We start from the raw sequence: 24368 nt of genomic DNA, 5'->3' as shown, positions 1-24368 counted from the left end.
TGCGCGACGGCACGGTTGAGATGCACTGTAGGGCGCCGGGAAAGGTTTGATAAGATCAGTCCGGGTCGCTTATTCCGAAACTAAAAGTATCGAATGCCGCTGCGGCGGCGTTCAGGAGACGGCTGATGGACCGCTTCAAGCAGATCGAAACGTTCGTGAAGGTCGCGGACGCGGGCAGCCTCGCGGCGGCGGCGCTGGAGGAGGGGGTGTCGCCGGTGATCCTCGGCCGGCGGATCGACGCGCTCGAAAAGCGGCTCGGCGTGAAGCTGATCTACCGTTCGACGCGGCGGCTCGTCGTCAGCGAGGAGGGCGCCGCGTTTCTCGAACGCTGCCGCGGCCTGCTTTCGGACTGGGACCAGGCGGAGAACGAACTGACCGTCGGGCGGCGCGCGGTCAGCGGGCATCTGATCGTGTCCGCGCCGGCCGCGTTCGGGCGCAAGCATGTCGCGCCGCTCGCGCCCGTGTTCCTCGCGGACAAGCCCGAATTGCAGGTGTCGTTCAACCTGACCGACCGCGTCGTCGATCTGGTCCGCGAAGGTTATGACCTGTCGATCCGGATCGGCGGCGCGGTCGATCCGAACTTCGTCGCGGTGAAACTCGCGTCGAACCGGCGCGTCGTCTGCGGCACGCCTGCGTACTTCAAAAAACACGGCCGGCCGAAGACGCTCGAAGACCTGCCGAAGCACAACTGCCTCGCGTTCAACCTTCAGGGCGGGCAGAACCGCGGCTGGTACTTCCGGCGCAACGGCAAGCTCGCGACGGTGCGCGTCGGCGGCACGCTCGACTGCAACGACGGCGAACTGCTGCACCGTTGGGTATCCGAAGGACTCGGGCTCGGCTGGCGCTCGACGTGGGAAATCGAGCAGCAGCTCGCGCGCGGCGAACTGGAGACGGTGCTCGACGAATACGCGCTGCCGGACTACGACATCCTCGCGGTGTATCCGCAGCAGCGTTACGTGCCGGCGAAGGTCCGCTACTTCATCGACTATCTGAAGGACGTGTACGCGCAGCCGGGTTACTGGGGCGGCGAGGCGTAACACGGCCTTCGGCCTGGTCAGCCTGATTAGCCGACGACGATCATGCCGTTCATCGTCTCGTGCCCCGATCCGCAGAAGATGTCGCACAGGAACGGCACGCTGCCCGCGTCGCCGGCCTCGGCCGCGAGTTGCACGACGGCGCCGGGCGGCACGTCGGCGCGCACGCCGAACTGCGGGATCGAGAAACCCATCAGCGTGTCCCCGGCGGTCAGTTCGAACAGCACGCGTTCGTGCGGCGCGAGCGCGATCCGGTCCGGCGTGAACACGAAGCGCCGCGCGTGAATGCGGATCACGCGCGGCGCCGCGCGCGCATCGACGCGCAGCAGCGCGGCCGCGCCGGCGGCGGCCGCGAACAGCCAGCGGCGTCGCGACAGCGCGAGCGCAGACGTATGGGATTGCATGCCGGATGGCGGCATCGTTTGCCCGTTGCCGCGACGGGTTGTGGGGGCGGTTTTCATCTCACGTCGCCGGATTACGGATCGGCTTCTCGGTCAGCGCGAACGCCTGCGGCGCGGCGTCCACTTCGACGGTGCGCCAGCCGAGTCCTTTGTACGGCGCGGCCGCGTCCCACTGCACCGGCAGCCGTTTCGGCTGCGAGTTCGGCGCGGGCAGCGGAAACATCAGCGAGCGCGCCGCGTGATGCGCGACGTTGCCGGTCATCGCGTGATGCTCCTGGTGGATGTGGCCGTAGAACACGGTGACGTTCTCGTGCTGCTGGAGCAGCGCGATCGCCTGCGCGCCGTCGCGCGTCGCCCAGTCCCATTGCGGCGCGAGGTCGAACAGGGGCCGATGGGTGAACACGACAATGCGCGCGTCGCGCGGCTGCCGCGCGAGATCGTCCGCGAGCCACGCGAGCTGCGCGTCGCCGACCTGGCCGGCCGGGTCCGACACGTTGTCCAGCACGACGAAATGCACGCCGCGACGGTCGAACGTGTAGTGCGTCGGGCCGAACAGTTCGCGGAATGCTTCGCCGTTGTCGAGGCTCGCGTCGTGCTCGCCGGGCATCAGATATAGCGGCTTCGCGCGCAGCCCCGCGACGATCGCCTGGAATTCCCGCATCCGCGCGCGGCGCACGGCGGGGTCGTCGGTCGTGTGCGTGAGGTCGCCGGTGAACACGACGAAATCCGGCGCGGCGGGCAGCGCGTTGACGGCCGCGACCGCCTTCGGCAGCGTGCCTTGCGCGTCCGGATTCACGGCCGGGCCGCTGAAGCCCCAGTGCGCATCGGACAGTTGAACGAAGAAGAACTCCGCGTCGCGGCCGGCGGCCCAGCCGGGCAGCGCGGATGCGAACGCGACGCCGCCGCCGGCGGCGGCGAGGCGCAGGAAATCGCGGCGTTTCAGGGGGAGGGACATGGCTGTCTCCGGTCGGGTGAACGTGCGTGTCGTACCGGCTTCGCGCGCCGCGCATTCCCGCTTTATTTTTCGTTCGACGCTGTCTGCGCGGGAATAAACTGGCCCGCACGGTGGTAATGCGCATCGGTGGCGAGGAGCGGCGGCTGGGTGGCGGCTGGGTGGCGGTTGCGCTGCTGTTGGGCAGCGGGAGTGGGCGCGGGACGGGCGGCCGGCGTGGCGGACCCGTTGCGGCATTCGGTGCGATCAACGCGGGAGGCGACAGATGGGCGAATCCGCGGGCGGACAGTCGGCCGATGCGGACAGCGCGCGAGACCCGCATGACGCGGGCGGCGCGTTGGCCGCCGACGTGTCGCGTCGTCGCCGCTTCGAGGCGCTCGCGCTGCCGCATCTGGACGCCGCGTACAACCTCGCGCGCTGGCTGTCGCGCAATGCCGGCGACGCGGAGGACATCGTGCAGGACGCGTATCTGCGCGCGTTCCGCTTCTTCGACTCGTTTCGCGGCGACAGCGCGCGTCCGTGGCTGCTCGCGATCGTGCGGCGGGTGTGGTACGACGAGTGGCGCCGGCGCGCGTCGGCGGCGGAGACGGCCGAGTTCGACGACGCGCGCGACGACGCGCCGCCGGACGGCTGGGACACCGGCGGCGTCGATCCGGAGACGCTCGCGATCCGCGCGCAGGACGCAGCGCGCGTGCACGATGCGCTGGAGCGCCTGCCGGCCGAATATCGCGAGGTGATGATCCTGCGGGAGATGGAGGAATTGAGCTACCGCGAGATCGCCGCGATCGTCGACGTGCCGGTCGGCACGGTGATGTCGCGGCTCGCGCGCGGGCGCTCGCGTCTCGCGGCGCTGCTCGGCGCGGAGCGCGCGCGGGCCGCGGGCGGCGCGGCGGCCCACGGCCGGGCGACGCCGCAGGAGGCGGCGGGCCTGGCGAAGATCGGTTCGGCGGCCTGTCAGTGCGCGGCGCCGGGGCGCGGCGTGCCGGCCGCCGAAGACGGTTGCGGGCGCGCGGCGGGATTCGACGGCCGGGACGCGGGCCAACGGGAGACACGCGATGAACTGTGACGAAACGCGGCCGCTTGTCGGCGCAAGCGTCGATCGCGAACTGTCGGCCGGCGACGAATGGCGGGTGCGCGAGCATCTGGCGGGCTGCGCGGACTGCCGGCGTGCGGCCGACGCAGTATTGACGGTCGGGCAGGCGGTGCGGGCTGCGACGTACCATCGGGCGCCAGCTGGACTCGGCGCGGGGATCATCGCCGCGTTGGGCGCGGTGGAAGATGGGGCAGACGTGTCGCCCGACCCGGTTGTCGGGGAATCCGCGATGGGCGGCGCGGCGCGTGCGGCCCGGCGGCGGCGCTCAGCCTGGCGCGATCTGCTGCGGCCGTTGGGCGGCGGCCACCCGGCGACCGGTGCGCGCATCGGCGCGGCCCCCGCTGCGGGCTGGGTCGTCGCGGCGTTGCTCGCGCTGGCGCTTGTCGCAACGGCCGTCACGTCGGGCCTGCGCAATTCCGGCGGCGCGGGCGCGTTCGTCGACGAACTGGTCGCGAGCCACGTGCGCGCGCAACTGTCCGGCCGCGATCTCGACGTGCCGTCGTCGGACCGGCATACGGTGAAGCCGTGGTTCAATGGCCGCATCGACTACGCGCCGCCGGTCGAGGACCTCGCGGCCGCGGGTTTTCCGCTCGCCGGCGGCCGGCTCGATTATGTGGGGCGCGAGCGGGTCGCGGTGCTGGTCTACCGGTACCGGAAGCACGTGATCGACGTTTATGTGTTCCCGCCAGGCGCACGGACGGCGGCGCCTGCCGCGCCGCCGTCCGCGAACGACGGTTTCGCGCTCGCGCGCTGGCAGGACGGCGGCATGACGTGGTGGGCGGTGACGGACGCGGGACCGGACGTGCTGGCGGCGTTCCGCTCGGCGCTCGACGCGAGGCTGCACGGCGGCTGAAGCGCGCTGAAAAAGGGCCACGCGGGACGTCCACACGCGGCGAAACCGCGCCGGAGCGCCGCCGATCCCGGCCAAGTCTTTGAAAACACGCCGGATTCAGTGCGCCAGCCGGTGAAAATCGTTGCGCGAGACTGCCGGGCGGGTTAGAATCTTCGGCTTCTCACTTGCCGCACCGGAACGGACGCCCGGGCGGCTTTAATCCGCAAGTAAGCACAAGGAGTGTGTATGCGTCACTACGAAATCGTCTTCATCGTGCACCCGGACCAGAGCGAACAGGTGCCCGCGATGATCGAACGCTACAAGTCGACGATCACGTCGCACGGTGGCCAGATCCACCGCATCGAGGACTGGGGCCGCCGTCAACTGGCCTACATGATCGAAAAGCTCGCGAAGGCTCACTACGTCTGCATGAACATCGAATGCGATCAGCCCACGCTCGAAGAGCTGGAGCACGCGTTCAAGTTCAACGACGCCGTGCTGCGTCACCTCATCGTCAAGCAGAAGAAGGCCGAAACCGGCCCGTCGCCGATGATGAAGGAAGTTCAGCGCGAAGAAGCCAAGAAGGCGGCTGCCCAGCCGACCGAAGCGCAGGCTTAACGATACGCATCAGGGAACATAGCGCCGCCACGTGAACAGGCTGCAACTCACGGCCAGCGTCGTCGAACGCGAACCGGTGCGGTACACCCCCGCCGGCGTTCCGATCGCAAGCTGCACGTTGCAACACCGCACCGAAGTCGTCGAGGCCGGCATTCGCCGCCAGGTCGAACTGACGATGCCGGCGGTGGCCGCCGGCGAGGCGAGCGGCAAGCTGGAAAGCTGCGAGATGGGCGTCGAGACGCTCTTCACCGGCTTCCTCGCGAAGAAAAGCCGCAACGCGCGAACCCTGGTGTTTCATATCACCGAAATGCAAGGCACAGGAAAGGACTAATCATGGCCCGCCCGACTGGTAAGAAATTCGACAAGCGTCGTCAGCAACAAAACCCGCTCTTCAAGCGCAAGAAGTTCTGCCGCTTCACGGCGGCTGGCGTCGAGCAGATCGACTACAAGGACATCGAAACGCTGAAGGACTTCATCGGCGAGAACGGCAAGATCACGCCGGCGCGTCTGACGGGTACGAAGGCCCACTATCAACGTCAGCTGGACACGGCTATCAAGCGCGCGCGTTTCCTCGCGCTGATGCCGTACACCGACCAGCACAAGGCCTGATCAGGCGACGCTACAAGGAGCATCCGAATGCAGATCATTCTTCTCGAAAAAGTCGTCAATCTGGGCAACCTGGGCGACATCGTCAAGGTCAAGGACGGTTACGCACGTAACTTCCTGATCCCGCAAAAGCGCGCACGCCGCGCGACCAAGGAAGCGATCGCCGAATTCGAAGTCCGCCGCGCGGAACTCGAAAAGGTCGCCGCCGAAAAGCTGGCTGGCGCTCAGGCACAAGGCGAGAAGCTGGCCGGTCTGACCGTCCAGGTCGCGCAGAAGGCCGGCGTCGACGGCCGCCTGTTCGGTTCGGTCACGAACGCGGACATCGCCGAAGCGCTGACGAAGCAGGGTTTCGCGGTCGAAAAGGCGCAGGTGCGCTTGCCGGAAGGCCCGCTGAAGCTGGTCGGCGACCACCCGGTGCAGGTTTCGCTGCACACGGACGTGCTGGTCGACGTCACGGTGTCGGTGCTGGGCGAACACGTCTAAGCACGCTCGCGCGGCCCCGGTCTTTGCCTGGGGCCGCGTCCGGACAGCGGCATCGCCGCACCGGGCGCGCTCCGGCGCCGCACGACAAAAGGCAGAAGCCGCGAAGGCTTCTGCCTTTTTTATTGGCCGGCCGCCGCATCGTGGCCGTACCCATTTCCGCCGCCCGCCATTTGCCCGATAATTGCGCTCCATGAACGCTCCGAAAGATCCACAAATCGAGTCGCTGAAAGTCCCGCCGCATTCGATCGAGGCCGAGCAGTCGGTGCTCGGCGGCCTGTTGCTGGACAATGCCGCATGGGACCGGATTGCGGACTTCCTGTCGCAGAGCGATTTCTATCGCTACGACCACCGGATCATCTACGAGCACATCGGCAAGCTGATCGCGGGCTCCCGCCCGGCCGACGTCGTCACGGTGTACGAGGCGCTCGGCACGGCGGGCAAGGCCGACGACGTCGGCGGACTCGCGTACCTGAACGCGCTCGCGCAGAACACGCCGAGCGCCGCGAACATCCGCCGCTACGCGGAAATCGTGCGTGATCGCGCGGTGCTGCGCCGCCTCGTGTCGGTCGCCGACGAAATCTCCGCCGACGCATTCAATCCGCAGGGCAAGGAAGTGCGCCAGCTGCTCGACGAGGCGGAGGCGAAGGTGTTCTCGATCGCCGAGGACGGCGCGCGCGGCACCCAGGGTTTCCTCGAAATCGGGCCGCTGCTGACCCAGGTCGTCGAGCGGATCGACACGCTGTACCACACCGCGAACCCGAGCGACGTGACCGGCACGCCGACCGGCTTCATCGACCTCGACAAGATGACGTCCGGCATGCACGGCGGCGAGCTGATCATCGTCGCGGGCCGGCCGTCGATGGGCAAGACCGCGTTCTCGATGAACGTAGGCGAATACGTGGCGGTCGAGTACGGGCTGCCGGTCGCGGTGTTCTCGATGGAAATGCCGGGCACGCAGCTGATCATGCGGATGCTCGGCTCGGTCGGCCGGCTCGACCAGCACCGGATGCGCACCGGGCGCCTGACCGACGAGGACTGGCCGAAACTCACGCACGCGGTGCAGAAGATGAGCGAGGCGCAGATCTTCATCGACGAAACCGGCGGCCTGAACCCGATGGAACTCCGCTCGCGCGCGCGCCGGCTGTCGCGGCAGTGCGGCAAGCTCGGGCTGATCATCGTCGATTACCTGCAACTGATGTCCGGTTCGTCGCAGGGCGAGAATCGCGCGACCGAAATCTCGGAAATCTCGCGCTCGCTGAAAAGTCTCGCGAAGGAACTCGACGTGCCGGTGATCGCGCTGTCGCAGTTGAACCGCGGTCTTGAACAGCGGCCGAACAAGCGGCCGGTGATGTCCGACCTGCGCGAATCGGGCGCAATCGAGCAGGACGCGGACGTGATCCTGTTCATTTACCGCGACGAAGTCTACAACCCGGACAGCCCGGACAAGGGCACTGCCGAGATCATCATCGGCAAGCAGCGTAACGGGCCGATCGGCCCCGTTCGGCTCACGTTCCACGGCCAATTCACGAAATTCGACAACTTTGCCGGCGCGCAGAACTTCTACGGGGAGTGATGCGCGCGGCGGTCCCGGCCGCGTTATCGTCGCGTAACTGTTGCTCGCACGCCGCCTGACGGGTGCGGCGGCGGGCGCGCAACGATACAATGTGTCCGTTCGATGACGGTACGACGTGACCAATAACCGGGATTCCAATGTTCGGTCGATTCATGCCCACCGAGGGCAAGTTCTTTGACATTTTCAACGCGCACGCGAAGTGCATCGTGGCCGCGAGCCGCGAACTTGAGTTGCTGATCGACAATCTGTCGGACGCCGAAGTCCACAAGCAGAACGTACAAAACGCCGAGAAGGCCGCGGACAAGCTCACGCACGAAACGATCGACCTGCTGCACAAGACGTTCATCACGCCGCTCGACCGCGACGAGATCCACAAGCTGATCACGACGATGGACGACATCCTCGATCTGATGGAAGACGTCGCGACCGCCATTTCGCTGTACGACGTGCAGGCCGTCACGTCGGAGGCGAGCCAGCTCGCGCACGTGTGCACCGCGTGCGCGGAGCAGGTCGCGGCGGCGGTCGCGCTGCTGTCGGACATGAAGCAGGCGAGCCAGATCCTGAAGGCGTGCGAAGAGATCGACCGGCTCGAATCGGAGGCCGACCGCGTGCTGCGCTCGGCGATGTCGAAGCTCTTCCGCGAAGAGGACGACGTCAAGAACCTGATCAAGCTGAAGGCGATCTACGAGCTGCTCGAAACGATCACCGACAAGTGCGAGGATGTCGCGAACATCATCGAAGGCATCGTGCTGGAAAACGCCTGAGCGGACCGCGATGCAATCGATACAACTCGCCATCTGGGTGGTTGCGACGCTGGTCGCCATTTCGCTGCTTTTCGACTTCATGAACGGCTTTCACGACGCGGCGAATTCGATCGCCACCGTCGTGTCCACCGGCGTGCTGAAGCCGCATCAGGCGGTCGCGTTCGCGGCGCTGTTCAACGTCATCGCGTATTTCATCTTCCATCTGAAGGTCGCCGAAACGGTCGGGCGCGGCACGATCGACCCGGACATCGTCGATCACTATGTCGTGTTCGGCGCGCTCGTCGGCGCGATTGGCTGGAACGTGCTGACGTGGTACTACGGCATTCCGTCGAGTTCGTCGCACGCGCTGATCGGCGGCCTCGTCGGCGCGGCGCTCGCGAAGGCGGGGTGGGGCTCGCTGAACTTCGACGGGCTGATGAAGACGGTCGCGTTCATCTTCATCTCGCCGCTGCTCGGTTTCGTGCTCGGCTCGTTCTTCATGCTGCTGGTGTCGTGGCTGTACTTCCGCACGCCGCCGAGCAAGGTGGACCGGCGTTTCCGCCGCCTGCAACTGGTGTCGGCGGGGCTGTACAGCCTCGGCCACGGCGGCAACGACGCGCAGAAGACGATCGGCATCATCTGGATGCTGCTGATCGCGACCGGCTTTTCGTCGGCCGGCTCGGATGCGCCGCCGCTGTGGGTGATCGGCGGCTGTTATCTGTCGATGGGCCTCGGCACGCTGTTCGGCGGCTGGCGGATCGTCCGCACGATGGGGCAGAGGATCACGATGCTGAAGCCGGTCGGCGGTTTCTGCGCGGAAACGGGCGGCGCGCTGACGCTGTTCACCGCGTCGTGGCTCGGCATCCCGGTGTCGACCACGCACACGATTACCGGCGCAATCGTCGGCGTCGGCGCGACGCGCAAGCTGAGCGCCGTGCGCTGGGGCGTGGCCGGCAACATCGTGTGGGCGTGGATCCTGACGATCCCCGCATCGGCCGTGCTCGCGGCCGCGGGCTGGTGGGTCGGCCACCGGCTGCTGTGACCCCCGTTCGCCGCCGCCGCGTTTCGTCATCGCGCGCGGCGGCGCATCATCTTTCGACCGGTATCAGATGATCGGCGTGCCGCCGCCGTCCATCGGCACGATCGCGCCGGTCACGTAGCTCGCGCGCCGGCTCGCGAGGAACAGCGTGACGTCGGCGACTTCCTCGGGTTTCGCATAACGGCCGAGCGGCACGCGGGACTCGCCGCGCGCAAGCGCCTCGGCCGCGTCGATGCCTTCCCGTCCCGCTTCGAGGTTCAATGCTTCCTGCAGCCGCTCGGTCAGCGTCGCGCCCGGATTGATCGCGTTGATGCGGATGCCGTAGCGTGCGTGATAGTGCGCGAGGCCGACCGTCGCCAGCATCAGCGCGGCGTTCGCGGCGCCGCCCGCGATGTGGATGTCGGTCGCGAACTTGCCGCCCATCCCGATGATGTTCACGATCGTGCCCGGCTCCGACGCCGCGCCGGACTTCACCCGTTCGACCATCCGGCGCAGCACTTCCTGCTGCGGGTAGATGTAAGGAAAATACTTCGCTTCCATCGTCGCCTTGAACGCGGCGGCATCGAGCATTTCCGGATCGTAGCGGCGCGCGGCGCCGGCGCTGTTCACGAGCACGTCGATCGGGCCGACCGCGGTCGATACCTCTTCGACGACGTCCGCCGCGCTATGCGGATCGTGCAGGTCCGCGCGCATCAGATGGACGTGCAGTCCGTCTTTGGCCAGTTGCTCGCGTGCGCGGGAGAGATTCGCCGCGTCGCGCGACACGATCGCGACGCACGCGCCTTCCGCCGCGAAGGCACGCGCGCACGCGAGGCCGATGCCCTTGCTGCCGCCCGTGATCAAAACCACCTTGTTGCCGAGTCCAAGATCCATAACCGCCTCGCTGCAGAAAAGTACCGAAACGATAGCAGACGCGGCGGTACGCGCAAACCGCGTCGGCCATCCGGACAAGTCGCAGGGGACAACGCTCGCCGGTCAGAAACCGCTGTTCGCGAAGCGGGCGATCGGGTCGTCGTTCGATTGTGTCGGCGCGGGCATCTCACGCGGGGACGTGGACGCGCGCAGCACCTGTACCGGCGGCGCGTTCCACGTCGGCGCGGCGACCGGCTGCGGGTCGGGAATGCGCCCGGCCGCCTGGGCCTGTGCGGCCTGGCGAGCGGCGACGGCTGCCGGCGGCGGTGGTTCGAAAGCGTCCGCGGCGGCGTCTATCGGATCGGGGGCGGGGGCGTTCGGTGCGGCGCTCGCCTGGACGGTCATCGGCGGCGCGGCCGGATCGGTCGTCGGGACGCCCGCAGCCACAGCGCCCGCAGCCCGCGCCTGATATTGCGCGGCGCTCAGCGCGGGCGGTGGCGGTTCGAACGCGTCGGCGGCGGCCGGCGAGGTGGCCGCGACAGTCGGCGCAGTAGCAGGAGCGGCAACGCGCGCAGTCGTAGTTATCGGCGGCTCCATAGTCGCCACCCGGGCAGCGGGTGCAGGCGCTGGTGGCGCGACGGCAACCGCCACGACCGGCGGCGCAGCGGCCACCATCGCAGCCGGAACAGGCGTTGGCGTCGATGCCTCCCACGTCGGCGCATCGAAAGGCGTTGGCGCGCGTCTTGCCGGCGCGACACGCCGGATGCCGTCGAAACGCTTTGCCCAGTACGGGTTCGTCAGATAGTCGAGCCGCACGGTCCCGCCGGTCGAAGGCGCGTTGACGAAGCGCAGCTTGCCGACATAAATGCCGACGTGCGAATGGGGTCGTCCGGTCGTGTTGAAGAACACCAGGTCGCCGGCGGCGATCTCGTCGGGTTCGATCGACTCGCCGCGGCCGCTCATGTCGGCGGTCGTGCGCGGCAGGTTCACGTCGGCCGCGCGCGAGACCACGTAGCGGACGAGCCCGCTGCAATCGAAGCCGCTATCCGGCGTATTGCCGCCCCAACGGTACGGAATGCCGACGAGGCCCATCGCCTGGATCGAGATTTCCTCGCGTCCGACGCTGTGATCGACGAAGTTCGGGAAGCCGGGCGGCCGGGTCTCGTACGCGCGGCCGACCGAATAGGCGCCGCCGCTCTTGCGCGCAGTGGTCGCCGGCGGCGTACTGGAGCACGCAGCAAGCAGGACCACGATCGAGAGCGGAAGCCAGAGTCGGCGCATCGGGCGAGGGCGGACGGCCGGGCGTCCGCCGGGGACGGATAATGGCCCGATGGTAGCCCGCCCGGAGCGGCTTCCGCAAGAAATGTTGATAAGTTACATGAAGTTTGTGCGCCAACTGTTGCTTTGCCGGAACGGCGCGCATAAAAAAGGACCGCATCGCGGCAGTGCCGGATGCGGTCCTTTCGAGGTGCGCCGGCCGCCTGCGCGGCGGCCGGTGCGGTGACGTCGGCTTACAGGATGTCGGACGCGTAGTCCGCGAGCCGCGAGCGTTCGCCGCGCGCGAGCGTCACGTGGCCGCTGTGCGCCCAGCCCTTGAAGCGGTCCACCACGTACGTGAGGCCCGAACTGCCTTCGGTCAGATACGGCGTGTCGATCTGCGCGATGTTGCCGAGGCAGACGATCTTCGTGCCCGGACCCGCGCGCGTGACGAGCGTCTTCATCTGTTTCGGCGTCAGGTTCTGCGCCTCGTCGATGATCAGATACTTGTCGACGAACGTGCGGCCGCGCATGAAGTTCATGCTCTTCACCTTCAGCCGCGAGCGGATCAGCTCCTGCGTCGCCGCGCGGCCCCATTCGCCGGCCGCGTCGTCGGTCTTTTGCAGCACTTCGAGGTTGTCGTCGAACGCGCCCATCCACGGCTGCATCTTTTCCTCTTCGGTGCCCGGCAGGAAGCCGATGTCCTCGCCGACCGGCACCGTCGCGCGCGTGACGATGATCTCGTTGTAGCGTTTGTCGTCGAGCACCTGCGCGAGACCCGCGGCGAGCGCGACGAGCGTCTTGCCGGTGCCGGCCTGGCCGAGCAGCGTGACGAAGTCGATGTCCGGGTTCATCAGCAGGTTCAGCGCGAAGTTCTGCTCGCGGTTGCGCGCGGTGATGCCCCACACGTTGTTCTTGTGATGGCCGTAGTCGCGCAGCGTCTGCAGCAGCGCGGTCTTGCCGTTCAGTTCGCGCACGATCGCATGGAACGCCGGCTCGCCGTTCTGCGGTTCGAGATAGACGAACTCGTTGACCAGCATCGACCCGCACAGCGGACCCGTCACGCGGTAATACGTGGTGCCGGTTTTCGTGTCCTGCCAGCTCTCCATTCCCTTCGCGTGCTTCGTCCAGAAGTCCTGCGGCAGCGCGCGGATGCCGGAATAGAGCAGGTCCTTGTCTTCGAGGACCTGGTCGTTGAAGTAGTCTTCCGCGGGCAGGCCGAGCGCATGCGCCTTGATCCGCATGTTGATGTCTTTCGACACCAGCACGACGAGGCGGTCGGTGCGGTCGCGTTGCAGCGAGCGGACGACGCCGAGGATCTGGTTGTCGGCCTTGCCTTCGGGCAGCCCTTCGACCGGATCGATGTGCGTGAGCGTCGTCTGGAAGTACAGGCGGCCGAGCGCCTCGCGGCTGCCGAGGCGCGCGAGCGAAATGCCTTCGGAGATCGGCCCCGCGTTCGCGACCAGCTGGTCGAGCGTGCGGCTTACCTGCCGTGCGTTGCGCGCGACTTCCGACATGCCCTTCTTGTGGTTGTCGAGTTCTTCGAGCGTCATCATCGGCAGATAGACGTCGTGTTCCTCGAAACGGAACAGGCAGGTCGGGTCGTGCATCAGCACGTTCGTGTCGAGCACGAACAGCTTGCGGACCTCGGTCGAGTCTTCCGGATGGATGCGTTTTTTGGTGTTGCCGCGCGTGGCGGTCGAAGCAGGCGTGGCCGGCGGTTTCGTCGCCGGCGCTTTCGTGTCGCGCGCGACCGGCGCCGGCGTGTCGGCTGCCGGTGCTGCGGGCGCGAGCGGTTGCAGCAGCGCGGCGGTCTGCTGCGACTTGCGGCGTCGCGAGGGCGCCGGCGCAACCGGTTCGAGCGCGGCCAGTTCCGCGCTCGCGGTTGGCAGCGGCACGGTGCGCAGCGTGGTGGCCGCGTTCGCGGCCTGCGTCATCGGCTCGGCGACGTTCGCCGGACCGTATTCGGGCAGCGCAGCGGCATCGCCTTCGCTCGCCGTTTTCCGGCTGCTGCGCGGCGTGCGCGCGCGAGCCTTGTATTCGTCCGGCGGCAGCAGGTTGCCGAGCTTGCTGGGGGGGGTAGGCAAAGGCATGGTGTCCCTCGAAAAAGATCGGGTCGAGTAGGGGCGCTGTGCGTCGGCGTCGCGTGCGTCAAGGCGGCAGCGACAGGCCGGGCGGCGGGCGCGCTCAGGTCTGGAAATGCCGGTTCGCCTGCTTTTCGGTCGGCTCCTTCACGAAGACGCGCGGCCGGACGAAGGTCCGGCGCGACGGCGATGGAACTGCAAACAAAAAAGCCGCTGCCCCGGCTGACGGGGCGAGCGGCTCGACTGCGGTCGTCGCGTTGCGCCTGATGTCCGCCGCTCCGGACCAGGCCGGCTGCGGAACCCGCGCAACACGAAAGAAATGGGGTGGACAGGCACTCATTGCGGGCCAATATAACGCGCCTCACAGCGCTTGTACAGCCTCCAGAATTTCATCGACATGGCCTGGCACCTTCACGCCGCGCCACTCGCGGCGAAGCACGCCGTCGGCGTCGATGACGAACGTCGAACGCTCGATTCCGCGCACCTGCTTGCCATACATTTTCTTCATCTTGATGACGTCGAACAGCGTGCAGACCGCTTCGTCGGAGTCCGATACCAGCGTAAACGGCAGTTCGAGCTTCGCCTTGAAGTTGTCGTGCGAGCGCACGCTGTCGCGCGACAGGCCGACGATCTCCGCGCCGGCCTTTTTGAACTTCGGGTAGAGGTCGCGGAACTGCAGCCCTTCGGTCGTGCAGCCCGGCGTGTTGTCCTTCGGATAGAAATACAGCACGACCTTGCTGCCCCGCAGACTGGACAGCGTGAAGTCGCCGCCGGTCGCCGGCGCGGTGAAGTCTGGAACGGGTTGATCGACTGCGATGGGCACGTGGTTCTCCGGTTGTTATGACGGCGCGGTGCCGGTCGCGCGCAGGAAGCGTCGCGGCGGGCCGGTACGGCGCACGGGTCGGCGGCCGGCTGCGCGCGGAATGCGTCGCGCGGCCGGCGCGGAAGTCAGTCGGGCTGGACGATCAACTGGCCGGAGCGGCCCGCGATCTCGCCCCATGTGACAGGGTACGATGGCAGCGATGCGGGGTCCAGCGTCGCATGGTAGTCGCCCATCGTGGCAAACGTGTGGCCCTGCGCGCGCCAGCCGGCGAGCAGTTGCTCGAACACCGGCGCGAGTTTCTGGCCTTCGAGTTCGGCGTGCAGCGTGAACACCTGGTCGTGCGGATTGTTGTCGGTGCGCTTCAGCAGCCACGCGGCGACGTTGCCGGTGTCGATGCCGTCGACGCCGAGGACTTCGTCGAGCGTCGGCAGCGTGGTCGGCATCTGCACGTGCGACAGCGTGCGGCCGCCGACCACCGGACGGTACGGCGAATGTCCACGGCCGTCGGACGCGTAGCGCATTCCCCATGCGTCGATCTGTTCGAACGCCGCGTCGTTCATCTGCCAGCCGGCCGCGCCGTGCGTGACCGGCGGCGCGCCGAACACGTCGACGAACCGCTCGTGGCTCTTCTGCATCTGCGCGACGGTCCAGTCGCGGCCGCGCTGGCGCACGTTGTCTTGCCAGTACACGTGATCCCACGTGTGGATCCCGCATTCGAAACCGGCTTCGTGGATCGCGCGCATGTCGGCCGCCGCGCGCACGCCGACGTCGGGGCCGGGCAGCAGCACGCCGTACATCAACTGCTTCACGCCGTAGTGCTCGACGACCGACGTGCGCGACACCTTCTTCAGGAATCCCGGCCGCAGCACGCGGCGCATCGCCCAGCCGGTGTGGTCCGGGCCGAGGCTGAACAGGAAGGTTGCGCGCGCGCGGTAACGGTCGAAAATGCGCGCGAGATTCGGCACGCCTTCACGCGTGCCGCGCAGCGTATCGACGTCGATCTTCAGGACGATGCGGGCCAAGGCCGCTTCCTCGCCGCGCGGTTACTGCTGCTCGACGAGCGCGCGAGCCTCGGCGACATGGCCGCGGTACGCCTCGAAGATCTTGCGCAGCGCGTCGTCGAACGTCGATTGCGGCGCCCAGCCGAGTTCGGCCATCGTGTTCTCGATCTTCGGCACGCGGTTCTGCACGTCCTGGTAGCCGGCGCCGTAATACGCGCCCGACGACGTCTCGACCAGCTGCACGCGTTTCGCGAGATCCGCGTATTCCGGGTACTCGGCCGCGAGCGTGAGCATCTTGTGCGCGAGTTCGCGCACCGAGAAGTTGTTGGTCGGGTTGCCGATGTTGTAGATCTTGCCGGTCGCGACGCCGTCCTTGTTGTCGATGATCTTCATCAGCGCGTCGATGCCGTCGTCGATGTCGGTGAACGCGCGCTTCTGCGCGCCGCCGTCCACGAGGCTGATGTTCTCGCCGCGCACGATATGGCCGAGGAATTGCGTGACCACCCGCGACGACCCTTCCTTCGGCGTGTAGATCGAGTCGAGGCCCGGGCCGATCCAGTTGAACGGACGGAACAGCGTGAAGTTCAGGCCTTCCATCCCGTAGCCCCAGATCACGCGGTCCATCAACTGCTTCGAGCACGCGTAGATCCAGCGCGGCTTGTTGATCGGGCCGTAGGTGAGGGCGGACGCGTCCGGGTCGAACTGCTCGTCCTCGCACATTCCGTACACTTCGGACGTCGACGGAAACACCAGATGCTTGCGGTACTTGACCGCCGAACGCACGATCGGCAGATTCGCCTCGAAGTCGAGTTCGAACACGCGCAGCGGCTGCTTCACGTAAGTGGCGGGCGTCGCGATCGCGACCAGCGGCAGGATCACGTCGCACTTCTTCACGTGATACTCGACCCACTCCTTGTTGATCGTGATGTCGCCTTCGAAGAAGTGCATCCGCTCATGCTTGACGAGATCGCCGAGGCGATCGGTCTGCATGTCCATCCCGAACACTTCCCAGTCGGTGGTTTCGAGAATGCGCTTGGACAGGTGATGGCCGATGAAGCCGTTCACACCCAGGATCAGGACTTTTTTGTTCATGGACGGGAGACTGATTGAACGAGTTCGGAGAACGCGGCGGGCGTGATGACGGTGTCGGCGCCGTCGCGCTGGTGCCACAGTTCGTGGATCGCGATCGCGCGGCCGTCGCCGCAGACGGCGAAAAAGGCATTATCGCTTACGCTTATACCGGCGGGCAAATGGGCGGGCGCGGAGCCCGGACGCGCGAGCCGCGCGCGGGCGATCACGAAACGCTCGCCGCCGATGTCGGTGAACGCGCCCGGATACGGCGGCGCGACCGCGCGGATCAGGTTGTACACCTGCTGGGCGGACCGGCTCCAGTCGATGCGGCCGTCTTCCGGCTTGCGGCCGCCGAAATAGCTGCCTTGCGACAGGTCGTTCGGCAGATGCGGCGCGTCGCCCGCGAGCAGCGCCGGCAAGACGCGCCACAGCGTCTGCTCGGCGGCGACCGTCACCTTGTCGAACACCTGCGCGGCGGTGTCGTCCGGCAGGATCGGCACCGGCGTCTGCGCGACGATCGCGCCGGCGTCCGGCTTCGCGGCCATCTCGTGCAGCGTCGCGCCGGTCTCGGTTTCGCCGTGCAGCACCGCCCAGTTCGTCGGCACGCGGCCGCGATACTTCGGCAGCAGCGAGCCGTGCATGTTGTACGCGCCGCGCGCGGCGAGCGCGAGCAGGCCGGTCGGCAGCATGTGCCGGTAGTAGAACGAGAAAATGAAGTCCGGCCGCGCGGCGCTGACTGCCGCGCGCAACCCGGCGCTCTGCGGATCGGCCGGCGTGACGACCGGAATCCCGTGTTCCCCGGCGACCGCCTTCACGCTGCCGAACCAGATGTTCTCGGTCGCGCTGTCCTCGTGCGTGACGACGAGCGCCACGTCGACGCCGCGCGCGAGCAGCACCTGCAGGCAGCGCACGCCGACGTTGTGATACGCGAACACGACTGCGCGCGGTTTCATCGCTGGGCTCCCTGCTGCGCGATCGACGGCTGCACGACCTGCTGGTCCGGCGCCGCGGCGACCGGCTGGCCGTTGCGCTCTTCGAGGATCGTCTGCACGAGGTAGCGCGGCCGCGCGCGCACCTGCTGGTAGATGCGCCCGATGTATTCGCCGAGCAGGCCGAGCGCGAAGATGATCACGCCGAGCAGGAAGAACGTGATCGCGAACAGCGTGAACACGCCTTGCACTTCCGCGCCGATGATGAAGCGGCGGATCAGCAGCAGCACGAAGAGACCGGCCGAGCCGAGCGACAGGATCACGCCGATGAACGACAGCCATTGCAGCGGCACGACCGAGAAGCCGGTCACGAGGTCGAAGTTCAGCCGGATCAGGCTGTACAGCGAATACTTCGATTCGCCGGCGAAGCGTTCTTCGTGCGCGACGTCGATCTCGACCGGGTTCTGCGCGAACGTGTACGCGAGCGCCGGGATGAAAGTGTTGATCTCGCCGCAGCGGTTGATCGTGTCGATGATCTGGCGGTTGTACGCGCGCAGCATGCAGCCCTGGTCGGTCATCTTGATCCGCGTGATGCGTTCGCGCAGCCGGTTCATCATCAGCGACGCCTTGCGCCGCCACAGGCTGTCCTGACGCTGCATCCGGATCGTGCCGACGTAGTCGTAGCCTTCGCGCATCTTCGCGACCAGCTTGCCGATTTCCTCGGGCGGATTCTGCAGGTCCGCGTCCAGCGTGATGACGATCTGCCCGCGCGACTGCTCGAAGCCCGCGAGGATCGCCATGTGCTGGCCGTAGTTGCCGTTCAGCAGGATCACGCGGGTCGCGTCCGGGCGCTTGCGGAACTGCTCGGCGAGCATCGCGGGCGAGCGGTCGCGGCTGCCGTCGTTGATGAAGATCACCTCGTACGACGTGCCGAGCGCGTCGAGCGCCGGGTAAAGGCGCGTGAACAGCGCGGTCAGCCCGGCCTCCTCGTTGTAGACCGGGATGATGACCGAGACTTCCGGCGTGTCCGGTGTCAGGGTGCGGTGTTCCGTTTGAGTCATCTGTGCGTGTTTTCCGTTTTCGTATCGATGGCGGGGCGTGAGTCGCGCGCCGACCGCCGTTCCCTCTGTGCTGCGCCGCAGCGAACCGCCTGACGGACCGGGCTGCGAACTGCGGCTCACCGCTTACCGGCCGTGCCGTTCGCAGATTTCGTTCACCGCGCCGCACACCCGCGCGACGTCGTCGCCGGTCATCTGCGTGAAGAGCGGCAGCGTGACCGTCGTCGCGCCGAAGCGCTCCGCGTGCGGGAACATGCCCGGCCCGAACCCGCGCTGGCGGTACAGCGTGAACAGGTGAATCGCCGGGTAATGCACGCCCGAGCCGATCCCGCGTTCCTTCAGTTCCGCCATGAAGCCCGCGCGGTCGATATCCAGTTTTTCCAGCGGCAGCGTGATCTGGAACATGTGCCAGTTGCTGTTCGCGAAATCCGCGACCGGCAGGCCGACGCCGAGCCCGACCGCCGCGCCGTCCGCGAAACCCGCGAAGTACGCGCGCGCCAGTTCGCGGCGCCGCGCGGTGAACCGTTCGAGGTGCTTCAGTTGCCCGAGGCCGACGCGCGCGGCCACGTCGGTGAGATTGTACTTGCCGCCGAGCACGTCGCAGTCCATCCCGTCGAAGCCGGTGCGCGTGATCCCCTGCAGCCGGTATTTCTGCGCGAGCACCGCCTCCGCCTCGTCGTTGAGCACCAGCGCGCCGCCCTCGATCGACGTCAGGTTCTTGTTCGCGTGGAAGCTGAACGACACCAGGTCGCCGAGCTTGCCGATCCGCTCGCCGTTCCACGTCGAGCCGAACGCCTGCGCGGCGTCCTCGATCACGCGCAGCCGGTGCGCGCGCGCGATCTCGTACAGCCGGTCCATGTCGACCGGCAGGCCCGCCAGATAGACCGGGATGATCGCCTTCGTGCGCGGCGTGATCGCGGCTTCGATCCGGTCGAGGTCGATGTTGCGCGTGCGCGGGTCGATGTCGACGAACACCGGCGTCGCGCCGACCTCGTAGACCACGTTGCTGGTCGCGACCCACGACGCGGGCGTCGTGATGACCTCGTCGCCCGGACCGACACCGGCGATCCGCAGCCCGATTTCGAGCGTCGCGGTGCCGGAATTGAACGTGCGCACCGGGCGGCCGCCGCAGAATCCGGACAGCGCGGCCTCGAACGCCTGGTTCTGCGGGCCGGTGGTGATCCAGCCGGAGCGCAGCACGTCGACGACGCCCTGGATGGTTTCCTCGTCGATTTCGGGGCGCACGAACGGCAGGAACGGGACGGAGGGCTGGGTCATGGATGCTGGGCTCGCAAAGGGTGGAACGGGCGCAAGGATGCCTCGGCAATCCTTACGCGGCGCTTATGGGGCCGGGTGGGCCGGGTGGGCCAGACGGGGCCGGACCGGGCGGCGGCGCGCTAGCTGCGCGCGAGCACGAACACGCCGACGAGAATGATGCCGATGCCGACGAGCCGCTGCATGCTCAGCACTTCGCCGAACAGATACCACGCGGCGAACGCGTTGACCACGTAGCCGAGCGACAGCATCGGGTACGCGATCGACACGTCGACGCGCGACAGCCCGACGATCCAGACGACCACGCTGACCACGTAGCACGCGAGCCCGCCGATGATCGGCAGTTGCGTCGCGAGCTTCAGGCCGACTGGCAGGATGTTCGCACGGGTGAATTCGAAGTGTCCAACGGCGTTGACGCCGGCCTTCAGCAACAGTTGCGCGCACGCGTTCAGCGCGACGCCGGCGAGGATGCAGATCAGGGAAACGGGATTCATCGACGGTTCAGTATCGGGTCGGTTGGGCGTTGGGCGGCCGCGCCGCGGTGGGCCGCGGGCGCTGTCGCGCGCCGCGCGGCCAGGCCGCCGCGGCGGGCGCACGGCCGCGATTATCGCGCATGCGGCGGGGCCGCCCGCGCGGCCGGGGTGTCACGGGCGCGATCGCTCGACGATCACGCGCCGCGCGTCGCGCGCGACGACCTGCATCGGCAGGCCGTCGGCGGCCAGTTGTTCGTAGCGCTGGGCCGGCAGCAGCGCGAGCGCATAGTGCGACGCGACCCAGCGCTGTTTCCACTCGTCGATGGTCGGAACCCATTTTTGCGGCTCCTGCGAGATGCCGAACGCGAGTTCGTCGGTCGTCTGCACCATGATCATCGAGTGGCGCACGTAGAACGGGATCGTATGGTCGAGCACGCCGACCGAGTAGAACGGCGTGCCGGGCGGCAGCGCGGCGATCGCCGAGCGCACGGCCGGCGCGAGCGGCGCGCCGGAACTGACCGTGCCGAATACGTCGTGCCCGGTGCCGGCGATCGTCGCGAGCAGCAGCCAGCCGGCGCCGAACGCGATCGCCGGTCCGGTGCGCGCCGTCTGCGGGTCGCGGCTGCGGCGGTTCAGCCACAGCGCGACGAGCGTGAGCACGAAACCGGCTGCGAGCGCCGCATAGACCCACAACTGGAATTCGCGATACAGCGCGTTCGGGTTGCGCGCGTCGCCGAGCCGGCCGAGGAACAGCGCGCCGAACGCGGCGACGACGAGGAACACCGCGTAGCCGCTCAGAAGCCGCTGCCACTGCGCGCGCGTCATCAGCGGCAGATACGCGCCGATCACCAGCGCGAGCGCCGGCGCGATCGGCAGCGTGTACGAGATCAGCTTCGAATGCGACGCGCTGAAGAACACGAAGATGAACGCGCTCCAGACGACGAGCAGCGTGACCGGCGCGAAGCCGTTCGGCTGGCGCGGCATCCGCAGCGCGTGCCGGAAGCTCTGGAACGCAACGGACAGCCACGGCAGGAACCCGACGATCAGCACCGGCACGAAGTAGTACAACGCGCCGGGGCGGTTCTGCTCCGGCGTCAGATAACGGCGGAACTGCTGGACGACGAAAAAGAAGTTGAAGAACTCGGGATTGCGCTGCTGGACCAGCACGAACCACGGCGTGACGATCGCGAAGAACACGATCAGCCCGCTCACGAGATAGAGCCGCTTCCACAGCGCCCAGTCGCGCGCGGCGAGCGTGTACAGCACGAGCACCGCGCCCGGCAGGATCAGCCCGACGAGGCCCTTGGACAGCACCGACAGCGCCATCGCGGCCCAGCACACCCACATCCACCCACGCACGCCGCGCGACGGCAGCCCGGGCCGCTGCGCGAGCAGCAGCGCGCACAGCGACAGCTCCATCCAGAACGACAGGCCCATGTCGAGCGTGTTGAAGTGGCCCATCAGGTTCCAGTACGGCGCGCACGCGAGCGCGAGCGCAGCGAAGAAGCCGGTCGCCGCGTTGAACACCCGCGCGCCGGTGAAACCGACCAGCAGGATGCCGGCGAAGCCGGTCAGCGCGGTGTACAGGCGCGCCTGCCATTCGCCGAGGCCGAACGCCATGAATGTCAGCGCGTTCGCCCACGTTTGCAGCGGCGGTTTCTCGAAATACTTGTAGTCGTTGTAGCGCGGCGTGATCCAGTCGCCGGACGCCAGCATCTCGCGCGCCATCTCCGCGTACCGGCCTTCGTCGCTCGGCAGCAGGTGGCGCCAGCCGAGCGGCACGAACCAGATCACGGCGAGCGCCGCCACGAGCAGCAGCAATGCGGTGCGGTTGAGCGGCAGCCTCGAAGGCGTATCGTTCATGGAATTCCAGCCTGTTGGTCGTTCGGAAGTGCGGCGCGTGCGGCGGCGGCACGGCCCCGCGCGTCATGCGCGGCGCGCAGTGTACGCCATTACGGGCCGGCAAAGCTTAAGGAACGGGGGATCAGCGCTCGATCAGCAGCGCCGCCGCGACCCTGCGCCCTTCGGCCATCAGGATGTTGTAAGTGCGGCAGGCGGCCTTGAAGTCCATCGCCTCGACGCCGATGCGTTTCGCGGTGAGCGCCGCGGTGAGCCGCGGATGCGGGAAGCGCAGCCGCTCGCCGCTGCCGAACACGACGACCTCGGGGGCCGGCGCGAGCAGCATCGCGAAAAGCTCGGGGGTGAGCGCGTCGAACGCGGCGACCGGCCATTCGACGACCGGCGACTCCGGCAGCACGATGATGCTGCCGGTATGGCGTTCGAGATTGACTTCGACGTAGTCGGCGCCGTAACCGGTGACGGTGTTCAGCGCGCCGTGTGCGTCCTGGTGTAGTTTCAAAACGGTTTCCGGGTGATCGCGGTTCGAGGAGCGGGCCGGCCCCGCCACGTCGCGTTGACTTGCGTCGACGGGCGCCGGCCGGCGGCGCGCCGCGCATTGCGGAAGTCGGCCAAAATCCGCTAAATTATAACTTTTTAGCCGTCGCCGCGGCGCCTCCCGCTTCGCCCGCCGTCCGCGCCACAAGCTGCGGCTCGTCCGAATCCCGCCCATCACGCTGCTATCAGCCGCTTACGTGCTGTTTTCGCGCCGTTGCCGCGTCTGTTTGCGGTTCGTGGCGGTTGCCGGCGCTCCGGCTTTCGCCGGGCGACGAAGCCCGGCGCAGCGACGCAGGGGACGCAGATTGCGCGCTCGGGGGATGCAACGCGGCAGCCGCGTCGGTCCAGCGGGAATCAGCCGGTGATCCGGCGGCCCGCGCCGTTCACCCGTTCCGTCCGGCCGGCCCGGCGACCGTCCGCACCCGGAAAACCGCACCGACTCCGACGCAATCCGGCCGAAGCCATCCGATTCAAGCATCCACACAACCGACAGCCAGCCGTGAAACCGATCCTGAAATCCAACAAGCTGCAGAACGTCTGCTACGACATTCGCGGCCCGGTGCTCGAACACGCGAAGCGCCTCGAAGAAGAAGGCCACCGCATCATCAAGCTGAACATCGGCAACCTCGCGCCGTTCGGCTTCGACGCGCCGGACGAGGTGATCCAGGACATGATCCTGAACCTGCCGGGTTCGTCGGGTTATTCGGATTCGAAGGGCGTGTTCGCGGCGCGCAAGGCGATCATGCACTACGCGCAGCAGAAGGGCGTGAAGGGCGTCGAGCTGGACGACATCTACGTCGGCAACGGCGCGTCCGAGCTGATCGTGATGGCGATGCAGGCGCTGCTCAACGACGGCGACGAAGTGCTGCTGCCCGCGCCGGACTATCCGCTGTGGACCGCCGCCGTGAGCCTGTCCGGCGGCACGCCGATCCACTACATCTGCGACGAGTCGAACGCGTGGATGCCCGACCTCGACGACATCCGCGCGAAGATCACGCCGAACACGCGCGCGCTCGTCGTCATCAACCCGAACAACCCGACCGGCGCGCTGTATTCCGATGAACTGCTGAAGGGGCTCGTCGCGATCGCGCGCGAACACGGGCTCATCATCTTCGCGGACGAGGTGTACGACAAGATCGTCTACGACGGCAAGACGCACACGGCGCTCGGCTCGCTGTCCGAGGACGTGCTGACCGTCACGCTGAACAGCCTGTCGAAGAGCTACCGCGCGTGCGGCTACCGCGCGGGCTGGATGTTCCTGTCCGGCATGACGGGCGAGAACCGCCGCCGCGCGAAGGACTACATCGAAGGGCTCGGCATCCTCGCGTCGATGCGCCTGTGCGCGAACGTGCCGGGCCAGTACGCGATCCAGACCGCGCTCGGCGGCTACCAGAGCATCAACGAACTGATCCTGCCGGGCGGCCGGCTGTACCGCCAGCGCGAACTCGCGTACAACATGCTGACGTCGATTCCGGGCGTCACCTGCGTGAAGCCCGAGGCGGCGCTGTACATGTTCCCGCGCCTCGACCCGAAGCTCTATCCGATCGAGGACGACCAGCAGTTCATCCTCGACCTGCTGCTCGCGGAGCGCGTGCTGCTCGTGCAGGGCACCGGCTTCAACTGGAAGCAGCCGGACCACTTCCGCGTCGTGTTCCTGCCGAACGTGGACGACCTGACCGACTCGATCAACCGGATCGCGCGTTTCCTCGACGGCTATCGCAAGCGCCATTCGGCCTGACGGCCGCCGGCGCACCGAACGTTTTCCTTCAATTTCCTA

General features: G+C 67.5%; 25 protein-coding genes. 11 read left to right on the top strand and 14 right to left on the bottom strand.

The genetic code is table 11. The features are described 5' to 3' along the window. Positions 1–125: 125 nt before the first annotated feature. Positions 126–1037 (top strand): LysR family transcriptional regulator, encoded by a 912-nt coding sequence (locus tag BLV92_RS10335; protein ID WP_090544601.1) that lies wholly within the window; start codon positions 126–128, stop codon positions 1035–1037. 26 nt (positions 1038–1063) lie between these two features. Here BLV92_RS10335 and BLV92_RS10330 read toward each other — a convergent pair whose 3' ends face one another. Both BLV92_RS10330 and BLV92_RS10325 read right to left on the bottom strand, forming a co-directional pair. After that, the gene (locus BLV92_RS10330) at positions 1064–1438 is read right to left on the bottom strand and encodes a cupredoxin domain-containing protein (RefSeq protein WP_166676590.1); all 375 of its coding nucleotides are present in this window, start codon (positions 1436–1438) and stop codon (positions 1064–1066) included. A gap of 58 nt (positions 1439–1496) precedes the next feature. After that, positions 1497–2390, bottom strand: a complete 894-nt coding sequence (locus BLV92_RS10325) for a metallophosphoesterase family protein (protein WP_090544599.1) — start codon at positions 2388–2390, stop codon at positions 1497–1499. A gap of 262 nt (positions 2391–2652) precedes the next feature. On the opposite strand from BLV92_RS10325, the gene BLV92_RS10320 reads away from it, so the two are divergent. From BLV92_RS10320 to BLV92_RS10280, 9 genes are all read left to right on the top strand, one after another. Further along, on the top strand, positions 2653–3453 hold the full coding sequence (locus BLV92_RS10320) for an RNA polymerase sigma factor (protein ID WP_090544598.1): 801 nt from the start codon (positions 2653–2655) through the stop codon (positions 3451–3453). Beyond that, positions 3443–4333: a zf-HC2 domain-containing protein gene (locus BLV92_RS10315; protein WP_090544597.1), complete on the top strand. Its 891-nt coding sequence runs from the start codon at positions 3443–3445 to the stop codon at positions 4331–4333. The genes BLV92_RS10320 and BLV92_RS10315 overlap by 11 nt, the downstream gene beginning before the upstream one ends. Positions 4334–4558: 225 nt before the next feature. Then, entirely contained in the window at positions 4559–4930 is a 372-nt protein-coding gene (gene rpsF / locus BLV92_RS10310) for a 30S ribosomal protein S6 (protein ID WP_090544596.1), read from the top strand. Between the two features lie 31 nt (positions 4931–4961). Next, positions 4962–5261 (top strand): primosomal replication protein N, encoded by a 300-nt coding sequence (gene priB, locus BLV92_RS10305; protein ID WP_090544595.1) that lies wholly within the window; start codon positions 4962–4964, stop codon positions 5259–5261. 2 nt (positions 5262–5263) lie between these two features. Continuing rightward, positions 5264–5539: a 30S ribosomal protein S18 gene (gene rpsR / locus BLV92_RS10300; RefSeq protein WP_017776738.1), complete on the top strand. Its 276-nt coding sequence runs from the start codon at positions 5264–5266 to the stop codon at positions 5537–5539. A 27-nt stretch (positions 5540–5566) separates the two neighbouring features. Beyond that, complete coding sequence (gene rplI / locus BLV92_RS10295) at positions 5567–6019, top strand: 50S ribosomal protein L9 (RefSeq protein WP_090544594.1); 453 nt, start codon at positions 5567–5569, stop codon at positions 6017–6019. 190 nt (positions 6020–6209) lie between these two features. Continuing rightward, positions 6210–7592, top strand: coding sequence for a replicative DNA helicase (locus tag BLV92_RS10290; protein WP_090544593.1), 1383 nt, complete (start codon positions 6210–6212; stop codon positions 7590–7592). A gap of 137 nt (positions 7593–7729) precedes the next feature. Then, positions 7730–8356 carry a DUF47 domain-containing protein gene (locus BLV92_RS10285; protein WP_090544592.1) on the top strand — a complete coding sequence of 209 codons (627 nt, stop codon included), beginning with the start codon at positions 7730–7732 and terminating at the stop codon, positions 8354–8356. Positions 8357–8366: 10 nt separating this feature from the next. After that, on the top strand, positions 8367–9377 hold the full coding sequence (locus BLV92_RS10280; RefSeq protein WP_090544591.1) for an inorganic phosphate transporter: 1011 nt from the start codon (positions 8367–8369) through the stop codon (positions 9375–9377). A 63-nt stretch (positions 9378–9440) separates the two neighbouring features. Here BLV92_RS10280 and BLV92_RS10275 read toward each other — a convergent pair whose 3' ends face one another. The 12 genes from BLV92_RS10275 to BLV92_RS10215 form a co-directional block, all read right to left on the bottom strand. Beyond that, positions 9441–10247: an SDR family NAD(P)-dependent oxidoreductase gene (locus tag BLV92_RS10275; protein WP_090544590.1), complete on the bottom strand. Its 807-nt coding sequence runs from the start codon at positions 10245–10247 to the stop codon at positions 9441–9443. A 102-nt stretch (positions 10248–10349) separates the two neighbouring features. Next, positions 10350–11507 carry a C40 family peptidase gene (locus BLV92_RS10270; RefSeq protein ID WP_090544589.1) on the bottom strand — a complete coding sequence of 386 codons (1158 nt, stop codon included), beginning with the start codon at positions 11505–11507 and terminating at the stop codon, positions 10350–10352. 230 nt (positions 11508–11737) lie between these two features. Further along, a complete protein-coding gene (locus BLV92_RS10265) occupies positions 11738–13576 on the bottom strand; it encodes a PhoH family protein (RefSeq protein WP_090544588.1) in 1839 nt (612 codons plus the stop codon). Positions 13577–13928: 352 nt separating this feature from the next. Then, positions 13929–14390, bottom strand: coding sequence for a peroxiredoxin (locus tag BLV92_RS10255; protein ID WP_090544587.1), 462 nt, complete (start codon positions 14388–14390; stop codon positions 13929–13931). A gap of 125 nt (positions 14391–14515) precedes the next feature. After that, entirely contained in the window at positions 14516–15412 is an 897-nt protein-coding gene (locus tag BLV92_RS10250; RefSeq protein ID WP_090544586.1) for a polysaccharide deacetylase family protein, read from the bottom strand. Between the two features lie 21 nt (positions 15413–15433). After that, positions 15434–16483 carry a bifunctional UDP-4-keto-pentose/UDP-xylose synthase gene (locus BLV92_RS10245; protein ID WP_090544585.1) on the bottom strand — a complete coding sequence of 350 codons (1050 nt, stop codon included), beginning with the start codon at positions 16481–16483 and terminating at the stop codon, positions 15434–15436. Then, positions 16480–17415, bottom strand: a complete 936-nt coding sequence (locus tag BLV92_RS10240) for a formyltransferase (protein ID WP_090544584.1) — start codon at positions 17413–17415, stop codon at positions 16480–16482. The genes BLV92_RS10245 and BLV92_RS10240 overlap by 4 nt, the downstream gene beginning before the upstream one ends. Next, positions 17412–18452: a glycosyltransferase gene (locus BLV92_RS10235; RefSeq protein WP_090544583.1), complete on the bottom strand. Its 1041-nt coding sequence runs from the start codon at positions 18450–18452 to the stop codon at positions 17412–17414. Before BLV92_RS10235 ends, BLV92_RS10240 begins: the two co-directional genes overlap by 4 nt. Positions 18453–18575: 123 nt before the next feature. Next, positions 18576–19727, bottom strand: a complete 1152-nt coding sequence (locus BLV92_RS10230) for a DegT/DnrJ/EryC1/StrS family aminotransferase (protein WP_090544582.1) — start codon at positions 19725–19727, stop codon at positions 18576–18578. Between the two features lie 119 nt (positions 19728–19846). Next, positions 19847–20218 (bottom strand): SMR family transporter, encoded by a 372-nt coding sequence (locus BLV92_RS10225; RefSeq protein ID WP_090544581.1) that lies wholly within the window; start codon positions 20216–20218, stop codon positions 19847–19849. A 150-nt stretch (positions 20219–20368) separates the two neighbouring features. Then, the gene (locus BLV92_RS10220) at positions 20369–22060 is read right to left on the bottom strand and encodes a glycosyltransferase family 39 protein (RefSeq protein ID WP_090544580.1); all 1692 of its coding nucleotides are present in this window, start codon (positions 22058–22060) and stop codon (positions 20369–20371) included. Between the two features lie 121 nt (positions 22061–22181). Further along, positions 22182–22556 (bottom strand): Mth938-like domain-containing protein, encoded by a 375-nt coding sequence (locus BLV92_RS10215; protein WP_243842497.1) that lies wholly within the window; start codon positions 22554–22556, stop codon positions 22182–22184. A gap of 534 nt (positions 22557–23090) precedes the next feature. Here BLV92_RS10215 and BLV92_RS10210 point away from each other — a divergent pair. Beyond that, positions 23091–24329, top strand: a complete 1239-nt coding sequence (locus BLV92_RS10210) for a pyridoxal phosphate-dependent aminotransferase (protein ID WP_166676591.1) — start codon at positions 23091–23093, stop codon at positions 24327–24329. The last annotated feature ends 39 nt before the right edge of the window (positions 24330–24368 follow it).

This window comes from Paraburkholderia caballeronis (assembly GCF_900104845.1).
In the GTDB taxonomy this organism is placed as follows: domain Bacteria; phylum Pseudomonadota; class Gammaproteobacteria; order Burkholderiales; family Burkholderiaceae; genus Paraburkholderia; species Paraburkholderia caballeronis.
Note: the sequence above shows the minus strand (reverse complement) of the source record. Positions and strands in the feature narration are given on the sequence as shown.

Coding starts and splice junctions, on each gene's coding strand:
- rplI (WP_090544594.1), top strand. CDS start 5,567: ATGCAGATCATTCTTCTCGAAAAAGTCGTCAATCTGGGCAACCTGGGC.
- BLV92_RS10265 (WP_090544588.1), bottom strand. CDS start 13,576: ATGCCTTTGCCTACCCCCCCCAGCAAGCTCGGCAACCTGCTGCCGCCG.
- BLV92_RS10325 (WP_090544599.1), bottom strand. CDS start 2,390: ATGTCCCTCCCCCTGAAACGCCGCGATTTCCTGCGCCTCGCCGCCGCC.
- BLV92_RS10235 (WP_090544583.1), bottom strand. CDS start 18,452: ATGACTCAAACGGAACACCGCACCCTGACACCGGACACGCCGGAAGTC.
- rpsR (WP_017776738.1), top strand. CDS start 5,264: ATGGCCCGCCCGACTGGTAAGAAATTCGACAAGCGTCGTCAGCAACAA.
- BLV92_RS10315 (WP_090544597.1), top strand. CDS start 3,443: ATGAACTGTGACGAAACGCGGCCGCTTGTCGGCGCAAGCGTCGATCGC.
- BLV92_RS10275 (WP_090544590.1), bottom strand. CDS start 10,247: ATGGATCTTGGACTCGGCAACAAGGTGGTTTTGATCACGGGCGGCAGC.
- rpsF (WP_090544596.1), top strand. CDS start 4,559: ATGCGTCACTACGAAATCGTCTTCATCGTGCACCCGGACCAGAGCGAA.
- BLV92_RS10220 (WP_090544580.1), bottom strand. CDS start 22,060: ATGAACGATACGCCTTCGAGGCTGCCGCTCAACCGCACCGCATTGCTG.
- BLV92_RS10230 (WP_090544582.1), bottom strand. CDS start 19,727: ATGACCCAGCCCTCCGTCCCGTTCCTGCCGTTCGTGCGCCCCGAAATC.
- BLV92_RS10330 (WP_166676590.1), bottom strand. CDS start 1,438: ATGCAATCCCATACGTCTGCGCTCGCGCTGTCGCGACGCCGCTGGCTG.
- BLV92_RS10270 (WP_090544589.1), bottom strand. CDS start 11,507: ATGCGCCGACTCTGGCTTCCGCTCTCGATCGTGGTCCTGCTTGCTGCG.
- BLV92_RS10245 (WP_090544585.1), bottom strand. CDS start 16,483: ATGAACAAAAAAGTCCTGATCCTGGGTGTGAACGGCTTCATCGGCCAT.
- BLV92_RS10240 (WP_090544584.1), bottom strand. CDS start 17,415: ATGAAACCGCGCGCAGTCGTGTTCGCGTATCACAACGTCGGCGTGCGC.
- BLV92_RS10290 (WP_090544593.1), top strand. CDS start 6,210: ATGAACGCTCCGAAAGATCCACAAATCGAGTCGCTGAAAGTCCCGCCG.
- BLV92_RS10285 (WP_090544592.1), top strand. CDS start 7,730: ATGTTCGGTCGATTCATGCCCACCGAGGGCAAGTTCTTTGACATTTTC.
- BLV92_RS10280 (WP_090544591.1), top strand. CDS start 8,367: ATGCAATCGATACAACTCGCCATCTGGGTGGTTGCGACGCTGGTCGCC.
- BLV92_RS10225 (WP_090544581.1), bottom strand. CDS start 20,218: ATGAATCCCGTTTCCCTGATCTGCATCCTCGCCGGCGTCGCGCTGAAC.
- BLV92_RS10320 (WP_090544598.1), top strand. CDS start 2,653: ATGGGCGAATCCGCGGGCGGACAGTCGGCCGATGCGGACAGCGCGCGA.
- BLV92_RS10335 (WP_090544601.1), top strand. CDS start 126: ATGGACCGCTTCAAGCAGATCGAAACGTTCGTGAAGGTCGCGGACGCG.